Here is an 18,232-nt window from a genome sequence, read left to right as displayed (position 1 = left end):
CGGGCCTTCAGCGAGACCGAGCTGTTGTCCAGCGATCCGATTACCGTGGTGCTGTCCGACAAGGGCTGGATCCGCCAGGCCAAGGGCCACGATATCGACCCCACCTCGCTCAGCTACAAGGCCGGTGACAGCTTCAAGTATGCGGCCCGCGGCAAGAGCAACCAGCCGGCGCTGTTGCTCGACAGTACCGGGCGCAGTTACGCCATCGCCGCCCACTCACTGCCGTCGGCGCGGGGCCAGGGCGAGCCCCTGTCCGGGCGCATCAACCCACCCTCCGGCGCCACCTTTGAAGGGCTGCTGATGGGCGGCGACGAGCAGAAGGTGCTGCTGGCCTCCGATGCCGGCTACGGCTTTATTGCCAAATATGCCGACCTGCAATCGCGCAACAAGGCGGGCAAGGCGATGCTGAGCCTGCCGAAAAACGCCCGCGTGCTGCCGCCGCAGGAAATCGAGAACCCGGAGTCCGCGCTGCTCGCGGCGGTGACCAGTGAAGGACGCATGCTGGTGTTCCCGGTATCCGAGCTGCCGGAACTGTCCAAGGGCAAGGGCAACAAAATCATCAATATCCCCTCCGCCCGCGCCGCCAGCCGCGAGGAGATCGTGGTGGGCATTGCGGTGCTGGAGGGCAGCGACCAGCTGCTGGTCCACGCCGGCAAGCGCCACACCAAGATCAAGATCTCGGAACTGGAGCACTACGAGGGCGAGCGCGGCCGCCGCGGCAACAAGCTGCCTCGCGGGTTCCAGAAGGTGGACAAGGTGGAAGTGCAGAGGAAGTAGTTGCGTTCGTCTCGATCACCACCATGAGCGGCCCCGGCGGGCCGCTTTTTTTATGCCTGAAAACTGTCCGGCCCACATCGCCCTTGCGAAATTAATAAGCATGCTTACAATAAGCCGCCTTAGCCGGGCTGCTGCGGATCGCGCGCGCCCCGCCATCCGAGAAGAGATTCCATGAATAAAGCCGATATCGCGGCGCAGCTGGGGTTTGAGCTGCATACCGCCGCACGTCTTTTGAAGCGCAATTTTGATCGCCGGGCCAAGGCCCACGGCCTTACCCGTTCCCGCTGGCAGGTACTGTGGATCCTGAACAAGACGCAGGGGATGAAGCAGGCAGAACTCGCCGAGCGCATGGACGTGGCCCCCATCAGCCTCACCCGCCAGATCGACCTGCTGCAGGCAGAGGGCCTGGTGGAACGGCGCCAGGATCCCCAGGACCGCCGGTGTTTTCGCGTGTTTCTTACCGACGCCGCGGAACCGGTACTGAAAACCCTGCACGGCCTGGCGAGGGAAGCCCGCGGTCAGGCGCTGGCGGGCGTCTCTGAGGCGGAGCAGCAACAGTTATTGAATTTACTGGGCCGGGTGCGGAAAAACCTGAGCCGAGAGGAGATTGAAAGTGTCTGAGGTACAGGAAAGCCGCGCATCCAATCCGCTGAAAAGTCGCAAGTTCACCTTTGCACTGGGAATTGTCGCCGCCGTTGCGGTGGCGGGCTGGTGCATCTTCGGTGGCGGCAGCAGCGTGCACACGGAAAATGCCTACGTAAAGGCAGACAAGGTTTCACTGGCACCGGAAGTGAGTGGCATTGTGGCGCAGGTGCCGGTGCGCGCAAACCAGCAAGTTGCCAGGGGCGACCTGCTGGTACAGCTGGACGATACCCCGTTCCAGCTGGCGGTGGCGGAGGCGCAGGGTCACCTGGCGCAGGTGAAAAACCAGATCCTGGCGCGCCAGGCGGACTACGCGGAAGCGGAAGCGGAACTGCAGCAGGCGCAGACCGACGCGGATTTCTATCGCCGCCAGCTGGAGCGCAATGAAAAGCTCGGCAAGGTGGCGTTGTCGGAATCACAGCTGGACGAATCCCGCCAGAAGCTCGACCAGGCCCGCGCGCGCATTGCGATCAACTCGGAAAAGCTCGCCAGCCTGCGCGCGGAACTGGGCGGCAGCTCACAGATCCCGCTGGAGCAGCAGGCGGACGTGAAGGTGGCCCAGGCACAGCTGGACAAGGCCCGCTACCAGTTGGCCCGCACCCGGATTGTGGCGCCGGTCTCCGGGATCGTCGCCAACGAGGCGCCGCAGGTGGGCGAGATGGCCCCCGCGGGGCTCGCGGTGATCACCGTACTGAGCACCGAAGAGATATGGGTGGAAGCCAACCTGAAGGAAACCCAGCTGGAAAAAGTCCGCGCGGGTCAGGAGGCGGAGATCACCGTGGACGCCTACCCGGGAGTGAAATTCCAGGCCCTGGTCGACAGCCTGAGCGCCGCCAGCGGCAGCGAATTCGCACTGATCCCGCCGCAGAATGCCAGTGGCAACTGGGTGAAGGTGGTACAGCGGGTGCCGGTGCGTCTGCGCCTGTTGCCGGCAGAAAATGCGCCGGTGTTGCGCGCCGGTATGAGTGCGGAAGTGGAAATCGACACTTCCGAAGACAATAAACTGGTGTCCGCCCGCGCCGGGGAGGATGGCGGTGGCCGGGTAGTACTCGCGCCATGAGCCGGTCGGCAGCGCCCGCGGCACTACCCGCAGCGGGCTCCAGTGACTCCGGTGCCGGGACGTCCGGCGGCGAACTGATGATTACCGTCAGCATCATGCTCGCCACCATCATGCAGGTGCTGGATACCACCATTGCCAACGTGGCCCTGCCCCATATGCAGGGCAGCCTCGGTACCAGCAGCGACCAGATCACCTGGGTGCTCACATCCTATATCGTTGCTGCCGCGATCATGACCCCGCCGGTGGGCTATCTGGCCCAGCGCTTTGGTCGCCGCCAGCTGTTCCTGTGGTCGGTGGCAGGGTTCACCATTACCTCCATGCTGTGTGGCCAGGCCGGCAGCCTGAACGAAATGATCCTGTGGCGGTTGCTGCAGGGGGTATTCGGCGCCTCCCTGGTGCCGCTGTCCCAGGCCACATTGCTGGATACCTATCCGAAGGAAAAGCACGCATCCGCCATGGGTATCTGGGGCGTGGGAGTGATGATCGGCCCAGTGCTGGGGCCCACCCTCGGCGGTTGGCTCACCGAATACTATTCCTGGCGCTGGGTGTTCTACATCAACCTGCCCCTGGGAATCCTCTCCCTGGTGGGGATTTATCTCTACGTACCGGAAAGTGAAACCCGCAAGCAGCGCTTCGACGTGCTGGGCTTTGCCATGCTGGCACTGGCGGTGGGCGCACTGCAGATGCTGCTGGACCGCGGCGAGCAGGTGGAGTGGTTCGAGGCACTGGAAATCCAGCTCTATGCCATAGCGGCCGCACTGGGCCTGTACCTGTTCATCGCGCACTCGCGCAGCACCGCGACCCCGTTCCTGTCGTCGGAACTGTTCCGCGACCGCAACTACGTCACCGGCGTCGCGTTTATTTTCGTGGTGGGCATTATCCTGCTCGCCACCCTCGCGCTGTTGCCACCATACCTGCAGCAGTGGAAAGGCTACCCGGTAGTCACCACCGGCCTGGTACTGATGCCGCGAGGTATAGGCACCATGGTGTCGATGATGCTGGTGGGACGACTGCTGAAAACCATCGACGCCCGCTACCTGATTCTTCTGGGCATGGGCCTGATTTCCTTTTCCCTGTGGGAGATGACCGGCTTCAGCCTGCAGGTAAGTCGCGGCGACATTATTCGCACCGGTCTGGTTCAGGGCCTGGGATTGGGACTGGTATTCGTCCCCATATCCACTGTTGCCTACGTGACCCTGGCACCGCAATTGCGCGGCGAGGCCACCGCCCTGTTCAGCCTTTCCCGCAACCTCGGCAGCAGTATCGGCGTATCCATCGTCATGGCCGCGCTGTCGCGCAACCTGTGGATCAATCAGCAGCAACTGGCCGAACGGGTACAGCTGCCCGGAGGACTGCTGGGCAGCCTGCCTTCCGCCGACAGCATTGGCGCACTGCCCGGTGCAGTGATGGAAGAGGTGACCCGGCAAGCCGCAGAAATCGCCTACGTCAACGATTTCTATATGCTGATGTGGATCAACATTGCGGCCATGCCGCTGGTATTTTTGCTATCAAACCCGGACAAGGCGGGAGCGCCAAAACGCTGAGATGCGGCAGAGCTCTTGAAATGTAGCCACAGGTAGGGCCCTTAACTTTGAATACCGAACTCTGTATAAAAAAAACGAAAAAAATTGCAGTGAAAGCCGCCCTGGTGGCCCTGTGCGGAACGATTGCCGATGAGGTTGTGGAGCACAGGGCCACCAGGGCGGCTGCCCCGGAACCATCTAATCGGCCACCCCGAAACCACCTAATCGGCAACCCCGGAACCACCTAATCGGCAACCCCGGAACCATCTAAGGGACTGCCACCGGCCCGAACCAATTATTTCGCCGGATACCAGGTCTGCGTGCGGTAAAAGAATCCGAGATACCCGCGTACCATCAGCTTGTCGCCTTCCACCCACATCTTGCAGTCGTAGACCTTGCCCTTTGTGGGGTCGAGGATCTGACCACCCTCGTACACATCGCCAGTTTTCACCATGTTGGTAATAATATCCATGCCAACAATCTTCTGGCCCTTGCGCGCCCCCGGACAGGCATCGCACAACGTATCATCCGGCTTCATCAGCAGATCCACCACGCGGCCGTAATATTTGCCGCCCTTTTCGTAGATCTCCACGATCGATTTGGCCTGCCCGGATTCGTCGTCGATGGTTTTCCAGCGGCCCACCACATCGGCGAAAGCGAACTGGGTGAACAGCAGGCAAGCAAAGGCCGTAAACAGAGTTTTCCTGAGCGTCATCATAAGAGTGTCCATCGCGGTAAAATAAGGCATGACCATATCAGTTAATGCAGTCAGTTTCTGCCTGAAGACTCCATACTCAGTGTAGTCAGACTGGAAAAGACAGCGTGGTACGGAATTCGCCGGTTGCCACCCGACACTGCGAGCGGCGGGCAGCTGTGGGATAATCGTCGAATATCGCGCAGCGGTTCACAACAGAAAGCAGCACCAAGAAAAGCTGCCGCCACCAAACACGACACAATAACTGGCAGACAATGGATACGCACAAGCACGCCCTCACCGTCGACAGCGTCATATTCGGATTCGACGACGGCGAACTGAAAGTCCTCATCGTCAAGCACGGCAGTGGCGAGAGCCGCGGCCGCTGGGGGCTGCCCGGAGACTGGCTGAAGAGCGGTGAAACCCTGGAGCAGGCCGCCAGTCGGGTGCTGCAGAACCGCACCGGGTTGCGGGATATTTTTCTGCAGCAACTGCACGTGTTCAGCGCACTCGAGCGCCACCCGGGGGAGCGCATCATCACCGTGGCATTTTTCGCGCTGGTGCGCTCCGACGCCCACGTGCTGGCCGCCGGCGAGTCGGAAATGGATGCGCGCTGGGTGTCGGTACGGGACGTGCCGCAGCTGATTTTCGACCACGACGAAATCCTGCAGACCGCGCTGGCCAGGCTCAAGCACAAGGTCCGTCACGAGCCGATTGGCTTCAACCTGTTACCGGAAAAATTCACCCTGCTGGAATTGCAGAAGTTATACGAGGCGGTCCTGGATATCACCCTGGATAAACCGAATTTTCGCCGCAAGATGATGAAGATGAACCTGCTGGTGTCCACCAACGAAAAGCAGTCGGGGGTCAGTTACCGCGCGGCCACCCTGTACCGCTTTGACATGGCGGTGTACAACAGGCTAACCGAACAGGGCTTCGTATTCGAAGTGTGACGCTGGGCGCGGATGCCGCGCGCGCACTTGTGCAAAAAAAGCCCGGGGCAAAAATGCCACCGGGCCAGCTCAATGTGAGAGAGACTTTGATCAGCCCGGTGAAAGCAAACCGGGTGGACCTTCGGACTGAGACAACTTCTCAGAAACTCCCGGGGTTTCGGATACCTTGGTGGTTCCGAAGCCCGGGTTTCGATCACTTCGCTACTGCACCTTACTGCTCCAGATACTCGAAGAAATCGAAATCGGCAGGGCAGTTCGCACCGGAAATATCCTGGCACGCCATGCCCACAAAGGCGCCGGTAAAACTTGCGCCCTCGCCTCGTCCCGCTTCATCAGAGACGACGCTGTAATCCAGTTCCACATCCATCGCCTGCCAGTTCTCGCCGTCGGTTGACCAGCTGAAAACCAGGTGCGCAAAATTGACTTCCGCGCGCAGGTAAACCGGCGTGTTCCGGGGCAGGGCAATGACCTTCTCGCTGCCGGAACCATAATTGCCCAGGGGGAACTCCACCGCGGTTACCTCGCCATCGCTGTGGCTCATGATCGCCAGGTGCTTGCCGTGTTCCTCGTCGTGGGAAATGTACAGGTAGTGGAATTTCTGCCCGTTGTAGTAGCACACCAGCCCCGCCAGCTGCTGGAAGCTATCCGGCTCGAATTCGACACAGGTAGTGGCGGTGTAACGGAAGGCCTGCTGGCGGCGCGCGATCAGCGCCTGATCGAAATGACTGCCAATGGACTGCTTGCCGTACAAACGCAGGTACCCTGGGCGGTCGTCGAGACTGTAGAAACTTTCCGGATAGGGTGTGCGCAGCCACTGGTAGTGCATCGGCAGGGTATTGCTGTCGAAATCATCCCGGGCAGGTTGTTGCGGCCAGGGGTGCGGCGCCAGGTCCGGTGCGTCCAGGGTGGCGCTGGGCTGGTTGCCGCCGTGGCTCAAGCGCAGCCAGCCATCATCGCTCCAGTGCGCGCGCTGTATCGCGGTTTCGCGCCCCAGCGGGCTGCGCTTGCAGTCGGGGAGCGGGCGGGTCGACAGGTGCACGGCAAAGATCTCTCCCTGCGGAGTTTCCACGATATCGCCGTGGCCGGACCGCTGCAGCACCAGCTCAGGGTTTTCCTCCGAGGTGAGGAAATATCCCTCCGGGTCCACTGCGTATGGACCCTCGATATTCCGCGCGCGGGCGAAGGTCATGCGATGTTCGTAACCGGTGCCGCCCTCGGCGGTGAGCAGATAGTAATAGCCGTTGCGACGGTAGATGTGCGGCGCCTCTGTGAGGCCCGCCGCGGTGCCGCGGAAGATATTGGTGATCGGCCCGGTCAGGGTCTGCGCCAGGGGATCGTATTCCTGCAGCAGAATACCGCCGAAGGGATTTTTGCCGGTGCGGTGATCCCACACCATATTGGTGAACCACTTGCGGCCGTCTTCGTCGTGGAACAGCGACGGGTCGAAACCGCTGCTGTTCATGTAAATGGGGTCGCTCCACTCGCCGTCGATGGTGGCGCAGGTGGTCAGGTAATTGTGCGCATCCTTGAAGCTGCCGTTAAAGCGCTTCACATCGGTATACACCAGATAGAACTGGCCGTCGCAGTAGGACAGGCAGGGTGCCCAGACGCCGCAGGAATCCGGGTTGCCACGCATATCCAGCAGCGCCTCGCGGTTCAGCGGGCGCGATACCAAACGCCAGTTCACCAGGTCCCTCGAGTGATGAATCTGTACCCCGGGGTACCACTCGAAGGTGGAAGTGGCGATGTAATAGTCGTCGCCCACGCGCACGATGGAGGGGTCCGGATTGAAGCCTTTTAAAATGGGGTTGTTCATTACGTCCTTACTGCGATTGCTCTGCTAATTTTTGCTGGAAGTTGCTTAATTGAACGTTTCGATTCGAGTTCAATGGGAAGTGGCCGCCGCTGTGGTTTTCGCCTGCGCTGTGGTGGGCGCGCCGCTGGTGCCTGAAGCGATAAAGTCATTGCTCAGGCGGTAGCGACGGAAGATCGCCATGGTGATCAGGGTGCAGACCACCGGCCCGGCGGCGTAGATCAGTACGATGCCATTCAGGGTGCGCTCGCTCTGTTCCGCGTTCGGCACATAGTCGAAGTAGCCCAGTAACCAGCCGGCGCAGGCGCCACCGAACGCCAGTCCCAGCTTCAGTGCCATCAGGTGGCCGGAGTAGGCCATGGCCATTTTTTTCGGATGCCCCTTGCTGGCGAAGTAGTCGACGGTGTCCGGGATCATCGAGAACAGCAGGGGGATGGCGATCATGTGCACGAAGTTCGCGGCCATTGCCATCACCAGGGCGAAGTACACCTGGTCACGCCCCAGCGGCAACAGTGCGGCATGGGTGACCACTACACCGATCATCGACCAGTTGAACAACCGCATCTTGCAGATTTTGCGGGTGAGGAAGTTGGTGCTCACGGCACCGGCAACCCCCGCCAGCATCGGCAGGGTCACGAACATGCTCACCAGGTCCTCGGACTGGAAGTAATAGGTGACGTAGAAAGGGGTTACCGCACCGCGCATGGCCACCAGTACCAGCAGGAAAAAAGTGGCCGCGGCGACGACGGCCCACTGGCTGTTGCGGAACAGGTTGAAAAAGTCCGCGGCAAAATTCTTGCCCAGGTTCTCCCGGGGTTCCGGCGGTACCCGCTCGCGGGTGGACCAGAAACAGATGAAAAAACACAGCGCGGCGATTGCCGCCATCACCGCCATGGCCATCTGGTAGCCGAAAGCCTTGTCCCCCTGGCCGAGCAGGTTCACCAGTGGCAAGGTGCCGGCGGATACCAGCGCCCCGCCCACCATGGCCATGGCAAAGCGGTAGGACTGGATAGAGGCGCGCTCGGTGGTATCGTCACTGATCACGCCGCCGAGGGCGGAGTAGGGAATATTGATCGCGGTGTACACGGTCATCAGCAGGGTATAGGTGAGGTAGGCGTACACCAGCTTGCCGTTATCGCTCAGGTCCGGGGTGGTGAACGCCAGTATCGCCAGGCCCGCATAGGGCAGTGCCATGATCAGCAGGTAGGGGCGGTAGCGGCCCCAGCGGGTGCGGGTGCGGTCGGCAATGCCGCCCACCAGAGGGTCGGTAATGCCGTCAAAAATACGCACTGCCAGCAACAGGGTACCCGCCGCCGCGGCGGAAATGCCGAAAACATCGGTGTAGAACACCAGCAGGAAGTTGATCACCACCTGGAACACGATGTTGCTGGCGGTATCCCCTAGGCCGTAGCCGATCTTTTCCCGTACGCTGATCGTGGAAGACATGGGTTTTCTCTCATTAATTATTGTTATCGCGATACTGATATGACGGATGGCGCGCAGCAATCCATTCTCAGCAATCCCGGCACTATTTGTAATAGTCTATATGACTATATCGATGGCAGGTAAACCTGTCCAGTCTTTTGCCGCCGCTGCAATCCCGCGGTGGGCGGGCTATTGACTTGCCGGGGGGATTGCAGAATCATCAAGATTGTCATTTGGACCATAAGGTCCCCAAATAATCAATAACCACAGGCCAAATAGCGATGAACCTTCACAGAAGAGCATTCCTGCGCGCGGCGGGGGCCGGGCTGGCCCTGGTAGCCGGTGGCCCGCAGGCCCTGGCTGCCACCGCGCGCCAGGCATTCAAGACCGGCCTGGGAGACCTGTTCTCCCGGGACTTTGCCGTGGGTACCGCACTCTCCAACAGCACCCTGCGCGGCGCCAACTCCGGTTTGGAACAGCTGGTGGCGCGGGAATTCAGCGCCATCACCGCGGAAAACGCGATGAAGTGGGAGGAGGTCCACCCGCAGGCGGATGTGTGGGACTGGCAGCGCGCGGATCACTTCGTCGACTTCGGCGCGCGCGAACAAAAGTACACCATCGGCCATACCCTGGTGTGGCACTCGCAGATACCCGAGCAGGTGTTTGTGGACGAAAGCGGCAAGCAACGGCCCGCGGCGGTGGTGCAGCAATCCATGGAAGATCACATCCGCACCCTGGTGGGCCGCTACCGCGGGCGGGTGCACGCCTGGGATGTGGTGAACGAGGCGGTCACCGACGACGGCCAGTGGCGCAAGAGCCACTGGTACAACGCCCTGGGCGAGGATTTCCTGCGCCGCGCGTTCCACCTGGCGCACGAAGTGGACCCGAAGGCGGAGCTGCTCTACAACGACTACAGCATGCACCTGCCCGCCAAGCGGGATTTTGCCCTGGCGCAGATCAAAAGATTCCGCAAGCAGGGCATGCCGATCCAGGGCGTGGGAATGCAGGCCCATGTGCACCTGAGCGAGCCGGCAATTGTGGAGCTGGAAGCGAGCATTGAAGCCATCGCCGCGGCCGGTCTCGATGTCCATATCACCGAGCTCGACGTGGATGTGTTGCCCAAGGCATACGACTATATGGGAGCGGAAATCTCTACCAGCTTCGAGTATTCCGATGAGCTCAATCCCTTCAGTGACAAGTTGCCTGCAAAGATTGCCGATCAGCTGGCGTATCGTTACGAGTCGCTGTTCAAGCTGTTCCTGAAACACCGGGACAAGATTCGCCGGGTTACCCTGTGGGGAACTACCGATGCGGAGTCGTGGAAGAATGACTGGCCGGTGGTGGGGCGGACCAACTATCCGTTGATGTTTGATCGGGAGGGAGTACCGAAGAAGGCTTATTACTCAGTGGCGGGGTTGCGGGCTGGGAACCTGGCTGGATAGTTATAGTACTTCGTAGCTTGTCCGGTGCTCCGTAGGAATTTTGGTGGCGGTGCCGCTACCGGGTACTGCCTTGTGAGACACGCCGTGAACCCATCCCTGGGGGCTGTTCTAAAACATCCCCGGTGCTTTGCCGCCACTCAAGGTCATTAAAGGGGGGCCACAAAGTAGCAGTAACTAAGAAGAACAGCTAATCGGCAAATGTTTCCCGGAGTCGGGCGGCAACGCAGCCCAGCTGTCAAACTCGGGATGTTCATCAAACGGGTTCTGCAGCAGAAATAGGATATCCTCCAGGGGGCGGTAATCCTGCTGCTCGGCTGCCTCAATTACCCTCTGTGCCAGATAGTTCCGCAAGATAAATTTCGGGTTGGTGCGGAGCATTGCCTTGCCCCGCTCCTCCGCCGAACGCGATTCCTTCTGCAAACGGTGATCGTAGTGGTTCAGCCACTGTCCCAGGGATTCATGCTGGCCGGGTGGCACCAGTGCTTCCAGCCTGGTCGCCGGGCGCTCTCCGCAGTAGTGACTCAGCGCGCGGAAAAACGCCGTGTAATCCACGCGGCCGTCCTCCAGAACTTGCAGCAGGTCTGCACACAGCTGCTGGTCACCTTCCTCGTCCACTGCCAACCCGAGCTTCGCCCGCATCCGTTCCGCGTAACTGTCAATCAACAGCGGCTGAAACTGCCCCAGGCAATCCTTCAGAGTCTCCGTGTCCAGCAGCGCGGAAAAAGCGTGGGCCAGTGCGTTTAGGTTCCACAGCACCACACCCGGTTGCGCGTCAAACGCATAGCGCCCGGTGTGGTCCGAGTGGTTGCAGATAAAGCCCGGCTCGTAATCGTCGAGAAAACCGTAGGGCCCGAAGTCAAACGTGTCGCCGATGATCGACATATTGTCGGTATTCAGCACACCGTGGGCGAAACCCACCGACTGCCAGCCCGCGGCCAGCTCCGCACTGCGCGCCACAGTAAAGCGCAGTAGCGCCTCCGCCTGCTGGACAATATCCAGTTGTTTAACCTCCGGCAGGAATTGCGCGCAGACAAAGCGTACGAGCTTCTGCTGCGCCTCAAGCCGGCGGGTATAGAACAGGTACTCGAAATGGCCGAAGCGCACATGGCTGCGCGCCACCCGGATCAGCGCCGCGCCGGTTTCCATGCGCTCCCGCGCCACCGGCTCATCGCTACCAACGATACTCAGTGCGCGGGTGCTGCGAATGCCGAGGGCGGTCAGCGCCTCGCCGGCGATATATTCGCGAATGGTGGAGCGCAGTACCGCGCGGCCGTCACCGAAACGGGAGTAGGGGGTCTTGCCGGCGCCCTTCAGGTGCAGGTCCCAGCGCTTGCCGTCGTGCTCCATCTCGCCCAGCAGTAGCGCACGGCCATCGCCCAGGTCGGGGTTGTAGCTGCCGAACTGGTGGCCTGTGTATTTCATCGCAAAGGGCTTGCTGCCAGCAAACAGGGTGGCGCCGCTGGTGAGTTCTGCCCAGCGGGGATTGCCCGCCTCTGCCGGGTCGATACCCAGCATTTCCAGCACCTGGCGGTTTACATGAATCAGCTGCGGGTTTTGCAGCGGGGTTGGCGGCAGTTTGCTGCCGAAGGTGTCGCCGAGGTCGGCGAAGTGATGTTGCAGGGTAACCTGCGCCAGTTTCTTCAGAGGTGCCGTCACTGGATACTCAGTTTCAGTTTGATGTTCTTTACATCCCAGCATTCCACTTCCAGTGCCAGCAGGTCCTCGATCGCCGGGTACTGGTAAATCCACTCGCCCGGCACTTTCAGGTGATAGCCGGGGCCGTCTGCGGAAAGCTGCAGCTGGTCGATACTGCGGTCGATATGGTCCCGGTGCACGATGCAGGCCAGACGCAGGCAGAGTAGCAGGTCGTTGCTGGGATGGAAGCCGTAGTGTTCGCGCACCGCCTTGATATCGCCGCGCTGGTTGCGCACCAGGTAGGCCAGGTTTTCCTGTTCGCTCTTGCCGAACCCGGCAAGATCCGCGTGCTCGATCATAAACGCGCCGAGTTTGCGGAAACTGGCGTGGGACAGTGCCAGTCCCACCTCGTGCAGGTCGGCGGCCCACTGCAGCAGGCGGCGTTGAGACAGTGGTGCATGGGGATCCAGTTGCCCCAGGAACTCGAGGGCAGTTTCTGCCACACGACCCGCCTGCCCCAGATCCACCTGGCCGTGTTCCATCATGGTCCGCACCGACTCCGCGCGGCGGTCGCCGCCGTGCAGGCGCCCGGCGAGGTCGTGCACTATACCCTCGCGAATCGCGTAGGGGGATACGTGCATCTCCTGGATATTCAGTTCGCGAAAAATGGCGTGGAGAATGGCGAGGCCGGCGGCGAAGACCGGACGGCGCTGCGGGTCCAGGTTGGGAAGGTTCAGCTTGTCCATGGACTTGCACGCGGCCACCTTGTCCGCCAGCGCGTCGATGTCCTCCCGCCGGATCGGGTCCAGTTCGCCGCCGTTCACTACCCGCGCCACGGACTTCACCGTGCCGCTGGCACCCATCACCAGGGCATCATCGGCCATATGCTGGAGTTCCTGTAGTTCCGCCTGGGCGGCGCGGCGGGCGCGCACGAAATGATTGTGCTTGCCCGCGTCGATTTTGCCGCTGGCGAAATAGCGCTTGGTAAAAGCCACGCAGCCCATACCCAGGCTCTGCAGTACCTTTGGGGCTTCAACACCGCGCACCAGTTCGGTGGAGCCGCCACCGATATCCACCACGCAGCGCAGTCGTGGCGCGCCTTCCGCCGCGGCCATTACCCCGGAGTAGATCAGGCGCGCTTCCTCTATACCGCTGATAATTTCTATGGGGACGCCGAGAATGGACTCCGCAGCCTCGAGGAAGCCGTCCGCATTGTCGGCCGCGGCGCGCAGGGTGTTGGTGCCCACCACCCGCACGTGCTCGATCGGCAGGTCCTGAACCACCGGGCCGAATCGCCGCAGCGCTTCCAGCGCCCGATCCGCCACCGCACTGTCCAGCCGGCGCTCATCGTCCAGTCCCTCGGCCAGGCGCACCATCGCGCGGTCCGTATGCAGGCGCACCATACGCTGGTCGCGAAATTCCGCCAGTAGCAGGTGAAAACTGTTGGAGCCAAGGTCCAGGGCGGCGTATCGTTCCGAGGCGTTGTCGATGGTCATGGTTATGGTTGTCAAATCACTGTAACAAAAATGTAGCAAACTAGGCTTAAATCACCTATGGCTAACTATGGCCCATGGTACCTCAGCGCGCATCGCAAGCCAGGATTAGGATTGTGGAAGATACCCTGTTGGAACCCGGCACTACCGTGGAACAAAAAACGAAGGCCGCTTCACCGAAGAATTTGATTGTACCCAGTATGACAAATGAAATTCCCCTGTATCCGAAAGAGCTCAGCTGGCTTTCATTCAATGCCCGCGTGCTCCAGGAAGTGGAAGACGAGAGCGTACCCATTATCGAGCGGGTGCGCTTCCTGGGGATTTTCTCCAATAATCTGGATGAATTTTACCGCGTGCGGGTCGCCGATGTACGGCGCCTTGCCACATTTGCCAAGGGTTCCAGGAAAAAAGGCGACTTTTCCGAGCTGTTGTCCAGTATCAACGAAAAAGTGCTGCGCCTGCAGGCCCGTTTCAACAATGCCTACCTTAAGGTGCTCAAGGACCTTGGCCGGCATCACATTCATCTGATCAATGAGCGCCAGCTGACGGATAAGCAGCAGGCCTATGTGGAGTCCTATTTCCACCAGGAAGTACTGCCTGAGCTGGAACCGTTCTTTATCGACGACCGCGAAAACATGCCGCTGCTGAATGAGGCGAGCATTTACTTCGGCATCTACCTGGAGCTGGACGATGGCAGCCTGCGTTTTGCCGGTCTCGAGATCCCCACGGATATCCTGCCGCGTTTTGTAGCCATCCCGTCGCGGGAGGGAAAGCACGAGCGGGTATATATCGTGCTCGACAATGTGATCCGGGCCTGCCTGATCGATGTGTTCCGGCACGTGTTGCCAATCGAAAAGGCCATGGCGTTTACCTTCAAGATCAGCCGCGACGCGGAGCTGGAACTGGGAGAGTATGTTACCCGCAACATTGTCGACCGGGTGGCAAAGTCATTGAAAAAACGCAAGCAGGCGGAGCCGGTGCGGCTGGTCTACGACTCCACCATGCCCGAAATCCTGCTGGATTTGATCAAGAAGAAACTCAAGATGGGGCGCTACGATAGCTATACCCCCGGTGGCCGCTATCACAACTCCAAGGATTTCATGAGTTTTCCGGCGGACCTCAAGACGCATACTTATCGCGCCCGCGAACCCCTGCCCACGCTGCCGGACAGTGCCAATATTTTTGACTGGGTCAGCGAGCGCGACCGCCTCTGCTACTATCCGTACCACGACTTTCGCGTGATTACCAAGCTGCTGGCTTCCGCGGCCATCGACCCCAAAGTGAAACAAATCCGTATCAACCTGTACCGGGTGGCGAAAAATTCCCGGGTGGTCGCGGCACTGGTGAATGCGGTGCGCAACCAGAAGCAGGTTACGGCGGTGGTGGAACTGCAGGCGCGGTTTGACGAGCAGGCCAACATCCACTGGTCCAATGAACTCAGTGACGCCGGGGTGGAGGTTATTTACGGGGTGCCGGGGCTCAAGGTGCACTGCAAGTTGATTTCGATCGTGCGTGAGGAAAATGGCCAGAACTGCTATTACACCCATTTCGGCACCGGCAACTTCAATGAAAGTACCGCGCGCTTTTACTGTGATTTCAGCCTGATGACCGCCAACCGGGCGCTGGGTGAGGATGCGAGCCGCGTGTTCGATTTTATCCAGCAAACCCACCTGCAGCAGAGTTACAACCACATCTGGGTTTCTCCCTATAGCAACCGCCCGAATATGCTGGCGGCAATCGACCGGGAAATTGCCGCGGCACAGGCGGGGGAGACGGCGGAAATTTTCTTCAAGTGTAATAACCTGGTGGATTCGGAGGTGATCGAACATCTTTACCGGGCGAGTTCTGCCGGCGTGAAGGTGCGGGTCATCGTGCGCAGCATGTGTGCGCTGCAGTGCCAGGAGAAGGGCCTGTCGGACAATATCCAGGTAATCAGCCTGGTGGATAAATACCTGGAGCACGCGCGGGTCTATGCATTCCACAATGGCGGTGAGCGCCAGGTGTGGCTGTCTTCCGCAGACCTGATGACCCGCAACCTGGATCACCGGGTGGAGGTGACTTTCCCGCTGCTGGAGACGCGGCACCGGGATATGGTGATGAATATCCTCGAGCTGCAGTGGCAGGACAACCAGAAGGCGCGGATCCTGGATGGCAACCAGAGCAATACACGCATTGCCAACCGCAGGAATAAAAAAGACGTGCGCTCACAGGACGCGATCTATCGCCTGCTGAAAAAGTACGAAATGTGATGAGATACGGGTGGGTCAGTTTTTACTGATCCCCACCAGTTTGCCGTTCCGGAAGGAAAAACGGTAGCGCTCGCCGACCTTGAGTGCGTCTTTGCAGCGGGATTCGATAGTGATGCGCGGGTACTGGGGGGTGACTACCCAGGTGGTGAAATCGTCTTCCGGCCCGCGCTTGATCAGCCAGTAGTGGTCGCCCTGGCTGCAGGTGCCTTTCGCCATGCAGTTGTCGAACCCCCACACATAGGCGCGCACGTCGTATTTGCCTGGCAGGTCACTGGCGGCGGCAAAGGGCCGGCTTTGATCTTCGGTGAAAACAAAGAGGTCGTCGAAGCCGAGGCGCTTGTAGCCCCGGGCGCGGGCGCCGCAGCTGGCGCTGTGTACAATCGGCTCCAGGTCAATGTCGCTGGTGCGGCGCGTTTCGGCTTTGGGCTTGGGTTCCATTTCGCTGGGCAGGTAACCACAGCCACTGGTAAAGGCGGCCGACGACAGGGCAATAAGCGCCATCAGTGGAACCGAACTGAACAACCGCACTGCATACCTCCAGTCGCTAACTGCTCCCTTAACTATAGCCTCTGATCTGTCCCTGTCCGACCTGTGCTCGCCCGCGCCAATATCGACACGATTACCAATGTCAATGCCCTGGCCCGGGCACCGGTAATGCCGAAATCCGGGGCGACTCGCCGGTTGCAATCAATTTGTTGTGGGCAGGCTGGTGCGCTTGATCGGCAGGCGGCGAAAACGCACTTTGCGCCGGTAGGGGAAGGTACTGTCCACGCGCCCGGCGCGGATGCGCTGCTGCAGCCGCTGCCAGTAGCGGTAGTCGTACAGGTCGCCGTGCTCACGCTCGAATGCGTCGCGCGCCACCGGGTTGCCGGAAAAGAACAGGCGGAATTCCTCCGGAAATACATCTGCCTCGGCCACGGTATACCAGGGGCGGTCCGCCAGTTCCTGTTCCGCAGTCTGCGGCTCGGGGATTTTGCGGAAATTGCACTCGGTCAGCGGGCACAGCTCGTCGTAATCGTAAAAAACCACACGGCCGTGGCGGGTGACGCCGAAGTTTTTCAGCAGCATGTCCCCGGGGAAGATGTTCGCGGCCGCCAGCTGCTTGATGGCGTTGCCGTATTCCTCCATGGCTTCGATCGTTTGCTGTTCGTCGGCATTTTCCAGGTACAGGTTCAGCGGTTCCATGCGGCGCTCGACGTACAGGTGCTTGATGATGATCCACTTGTCGTCCATTTCCAGCTTCGACGGGGCGAGTGTCTTCAGTTCCTCTATCAGTTCCTCGCTGAAGCGATTGCGATAGAAAATAAAGTTGGTGTACTCCTGGGTATCCGCCATGCGGCCGACGCGGTCGGACCGGGAAACGAACTTGTACTTTTCCTTGACGATTTCTTCGGTAACCGTTTTGGGATTGTCGAACTTGTCCTTGATGATCTTGAACACCACCGGATAGGAGGGCAGCGTGAACACGCTCATCACCATACCCTTGATGCCGGGGGCAATGACGAACTTGTCGTTGCTCACCTTCATGTGCGCGAGGATATGGCGGTAGAACTCGGTTTTGCCGTGCTTGTGGAAGCCGATGGAGTTGTACAGTTCCGACTTCTCCTTCAGCGGCATGATGGTGGACAGGAAGCGCACAAAGCGGGAAGGAATCGGTGCGTCCACCATGAAATAGGAGCGGGTAAAACTGAAAATGATGCTGGAAGAGTCGTTGTCGTAGATGACGGTGTCCACAAATACACCGCCGCGACCGTTGTTCAGGCACGGCAGAATCAGTGGAATCACTTCACCGGCATACATCAATCGGCCCACCAGGTAGGCCGCCTTGTTGCGGTAGAACACCGACTCCAGCATGTCCACCCGCAACCGCTGCTCGTCGCCCGGCCCGGAGAGGTGGGACAGCGGTCCCTGGCGCAGTGCCGCGCAGATATGCTCGACATCCCGGGTACAGTCTTCCCAGGCGATGGAGAATTCATAGTCCCCCAGAATATCCTCGATCATGGCCTCCAGGCCGTGCTGACCGTTGTAGCTGATGTAAATGCTGTAGTCCCGCAGGGGCTTTTCATCCAGTGCGCGGGAGGACTTTACGAACAGATGGCTGTCGTGGATGTGGGCGTGGTTGAACTGGCTGCAAAATACCGAATTGAAAAAGGTCTCGGCAATTTCGTAATTGTTGTGGTTGGCGATCAGCTGGCGGTAGGTCTCCTTGGCCTGGCCCCAGAGCTCCAGCTGGCTGGTGTCCTTGCTGGTGACCGAGTGCACCAGTTTCAGGACCTGGTTTACCTTGACCTTGTACAGGTCGATGCGCTCGCGGTTGGTCTCGTGCACCGCCGTCCATGAGGCCGTCTCGAAGCGTGTCTTGGCGCCCAGGGTAATATTCTGGAAGTCGGCAAAGTAGGCATCAAAACCATTGAGAATGGTCTTGGCGATACGTCGGGCTGTCGGCGAGTGATTGGTCATACTAGAATCAACTGGAGCGGTTCTCTTACCATGAAGCGCATGGTAGCACGGAGATTATGGAGCGCA

General features: G+C 60.0%; 14 protein-coding genes. 7 read left to right on the top strand and 7 right to left on the bottom strand.

The genetic code is table 11. The features are described 5' to 3' along the window. The 4 genes from QZ511_RS06215 to QZ511_RS06200 all read left to right on the top strand — a co-directional run. Positions 1-777 (top strand): DNA gyrase C-terminal beta-propeller domain-containing protein (locus QZ511_RS06215; protein ID WP_295800538.1); only part of this gene is annotated, 777 nt, incomplete at its 5' end. A 171-nt stretch (positions 778-948) separates the two neighbouring features. Then, complete coding sequence (locus QZ511_RS06210; RefSeq protein ID WP_295800534.1) at positions 949-1,398, top strand: MarR family transcriptional regulator; 450 nt, start codon at positions 949-951, stop codon at positions 1,396-1,398. Next, the gene (locus QZ511_RS06205; protein WP_295800528.1) at positions 1,391-2,479 is read left to right on the top strand and encodes an HlyD family secretion protein; all 1,089 of its coding nucleotides are present in this window, start codon (positions 1,391-1,393) and stop codon (positions 2,477-2,479) included. The genes QZ511_RS06210 and QZ511_RS06205 overlap by 8 nt, the downstream gene beginning before the upstream one ends. Beyond that, entirely contained in the window at positions 2,476-4,023 is a 1,548-nt protein-coding gene (locus QZ511_RS06200) for a DHA2 family efflux MFS transporter permease subunit (protein WP_295800525.1), read from the top strand. The genes QZ511_RS06205 and QZ511_RS06200 overlap by 4 nt, the downstream gene beginning before the upstream one ends. 274 nt (positions 4,024-4,297) lie before the next feature. Here the strand turns inward: QZ511_RS06200 and QZ511_RS06195 are convergent, their stop codons facing one another. Beyond that, entirely contained in the window at positions 4,298-4,750 is a 453-nt protein-coding gene (locus tag QZ511_RS06195) for a DUF2147 domain-containing protein (RefSeq protein ID WP_295800522.1), read from the bottom strand. 221 nt (positions 4,751-4,971) lie between these two features. Here QZ511_RS06195 and QZ511_RS06190 point away from each other — a divergent pair, with 221 nt between their 5' ends. Then, positions 4,972-5,649 (top strand): NUDIX domain-containing protein, encoded by a 678-nt coding sequence (locus tag QZ511_RS06190; RefSeq protein ID WP_295800519.1) that lies wholly within the window; start codon positions 4,972-4,974, stop codon positions 5,647-5,649. Between the two features lie 211 nt (positions 5,650-5,860). Here the strand turns inward: QZ511_RS06190 and QZ511_RS06185 are convergent, their stop codons facing one another. Continuing rightward, positions 5,861-7,465 (bottom strand): glycoside hydrolase family 43 protein, encoded by a 1,605-nt coding sequence (locus QZ511_RS06185; RefSeq protein WP_295800518.1) that lies wholly within the window; start codon positions 7,463-7,465, stop codon positions 5,861-5,863. 69 nt (positions 7,466-7,534) lie between these two features. Next, positions 7,535-8,908: an MFS transporter gene (locus QZ511_RS06180; protein WP_295800515.1), complete on the bottom strand. Its 1,374-nt coding sequence runs from the start codon at positions 8,906-8,908 to the stop codon at positions 7,535-7,537. Between the two features lie 260 nt (positions 8,909-9,168). On the opposite strand from QZ511_RS06180, the gene QZ511_RS06175 reads away from it, so the two are divergent. Beyond that, positions 9,169-10,329, top strand: coding sequence for an endo-1,4-beta-xylanase (locus tag QZ511_RS06175; protein ID WP_295800512.1), 1,161 nt, complete (start codon positions 9,169-9,171; stop codon positions 10,327-10,329). 174 nt (positions 10,330-10,503) lie between these two features. On the opposite strand, the gene QZ511_RS06170 is transcribed toward QZ511_RS06175, so the two are convergent. After that, positions 10,504-11,985, bottom strand: a complete 1,482-nt coding sequence (locus tag QZ511_RS06170; RefSeq protein WP_295800510.1) for a YdiU family protein — start codon at positions 11,983-11,985, stop codon at positions 10,504-10,506. Beyond that, positions 11,982-13,475 carry a Ppx/GppA phosphatase family protein gene (locus QZ511_RS06165; RefSeq protein ID WP_295800507.1) on the bottom strand — a complete coding sequence of 498 codons (1,494 nt, stop codon included), beginning with the start codon at positions 13,473-13,475 and terminating at the stop codon, positions 11,982-11,984. Before QZ511_RS06165 ends, QZ511_RS06170 begins: the two co-directional genes overlap by 4 nt. A 182-nt stretch (positions 13,476-13,657) precedes the next feature. Between QZ511_RS06165 and ppk1 the strand changes: the two genes are divergently transcribed. Then, the gene (gene ppk1 / locus QZ511_RS06160) at positions 13,658-15,706 is read left to right on the top strand and encodes a polyphosphate kinase 1 (protein WP_295800504.1); all 2,049 of its coding nucleotides are present in this window, start codon (positions 13,658-13,660) and stop codon (positions 15,704-15,706) included. A gap of 15 nt (positions 15,707-15,721) precedes the next feature. Here ppk1 and QZ511_RS06155 read toward each other — a convergent pair whose 3' ends face one another. Together QZ511_RS06155 and aceK are read right to left on the bottom strand one after the other, a co-directional pair. After that, positions 15,722-16,234: a hypothetical protein gene (locus QZ511_RS06155; protein WP_295800501.1), complete on the bottom strand. Its 513-nt coding sequence runs from the start codon at positions 16,232-16,234 to the stop codon at positions 15,722-15,724. A gap of 159 nt (positions 16,235-16,393) precedes the next feature. Then, complete coding sequence (gene aceK, locus QZ511_RS06150; protein ID WP_295800500.1) at positions 16,394-18,166, bottom strand: bifunctional isocitrate dehydrogenase kinase/phosphatase; 1,773 nt, start codon at positions 18,164-18,166, stop codon at positions 16,394-16,396. Positions 18,167-18,232 lie beyond the last annotated feature (66 nt).

The sequence above is a fragment of the uncultured Microbulbifer sp. genome (assembly GCF_913055755.1).
In the GTDB taxonomy this organism is placed as follows: Bacteria; Pseudomonadota; Gammaproteobacteria; order Pseudomonadales; family Cellvibrionaceae; genus Microbulbifer.
This window is presented reverse-complemented; position numbering and strand designations above follow the sequence as displayed.

Excerpts from the sequence above, each read along its gene's own strand:
- QZ511_RS06210 (WP_295800534.1), top strand. The coding sequence starts at position 949 with ATGAATAAAGCCGATATCGCGGCGCAGCTGGGGTTTGAGCTGCATACC.
- QZ511_RS06200 (WP_295800525.1), top strand. The coding sequence starts at position 2,476 with ATGAGCCGGTCGGCAGCGCCCGCGGCACTACCCGCAGCGGGCTCCAGT.
- QZ511_RS06195 (WP_295800522.1), bottom strand. The coding sequence starts at position 4,750 with ATGCCTTATTTTACCGCGATGGACACTCTTATGATGACGCTCAGGAAA.
- QZ511_RS06190 (WP_295800519.1), top strand. The coding sequence starts at position 4,972 with ATGGATACGCACAAGCACGCCCTCACCGTCGACAGCGTCATATTCGGA.
- QZ511_RS06185 (WP_295800518.1), bottom strand. The coding sequence starts at position 7,465 with ATGAACAACCCCATTTTAAAAGGCTTCAATCCGGACCCCTCCATCGTG.
- QZ511_RS06180 (WP_295800515.1), bottom strand. The coding sequence starts at position 8,908 with ATGTCTTCCACGATCAGCGTACGGGAAAAGATCGGCTACGGCCTAGGG.
- QZ511_RS06175 (WP_295800512.1), top strand. The coding sequence starts at position 9,169 with ATGAACCTTCACAGAAGAGCATTCCTGCGCGCGGCGGGGGCCGGGCTG.
- ppk1 (WP_295800504.1), top strand. The coding sequence starts at position 13,658 with ATGACAAATGAAATTCCCCTGTATCCGAAAGAGCTCAGCTGGCTTTCA.
- aceK (WP_295800500.1), bottom strand. The coding sequence starts at position 18,166 with ATGACCAATCACTCGCCGACAGCCCGACGTATCGCCAAGACCATTCTC.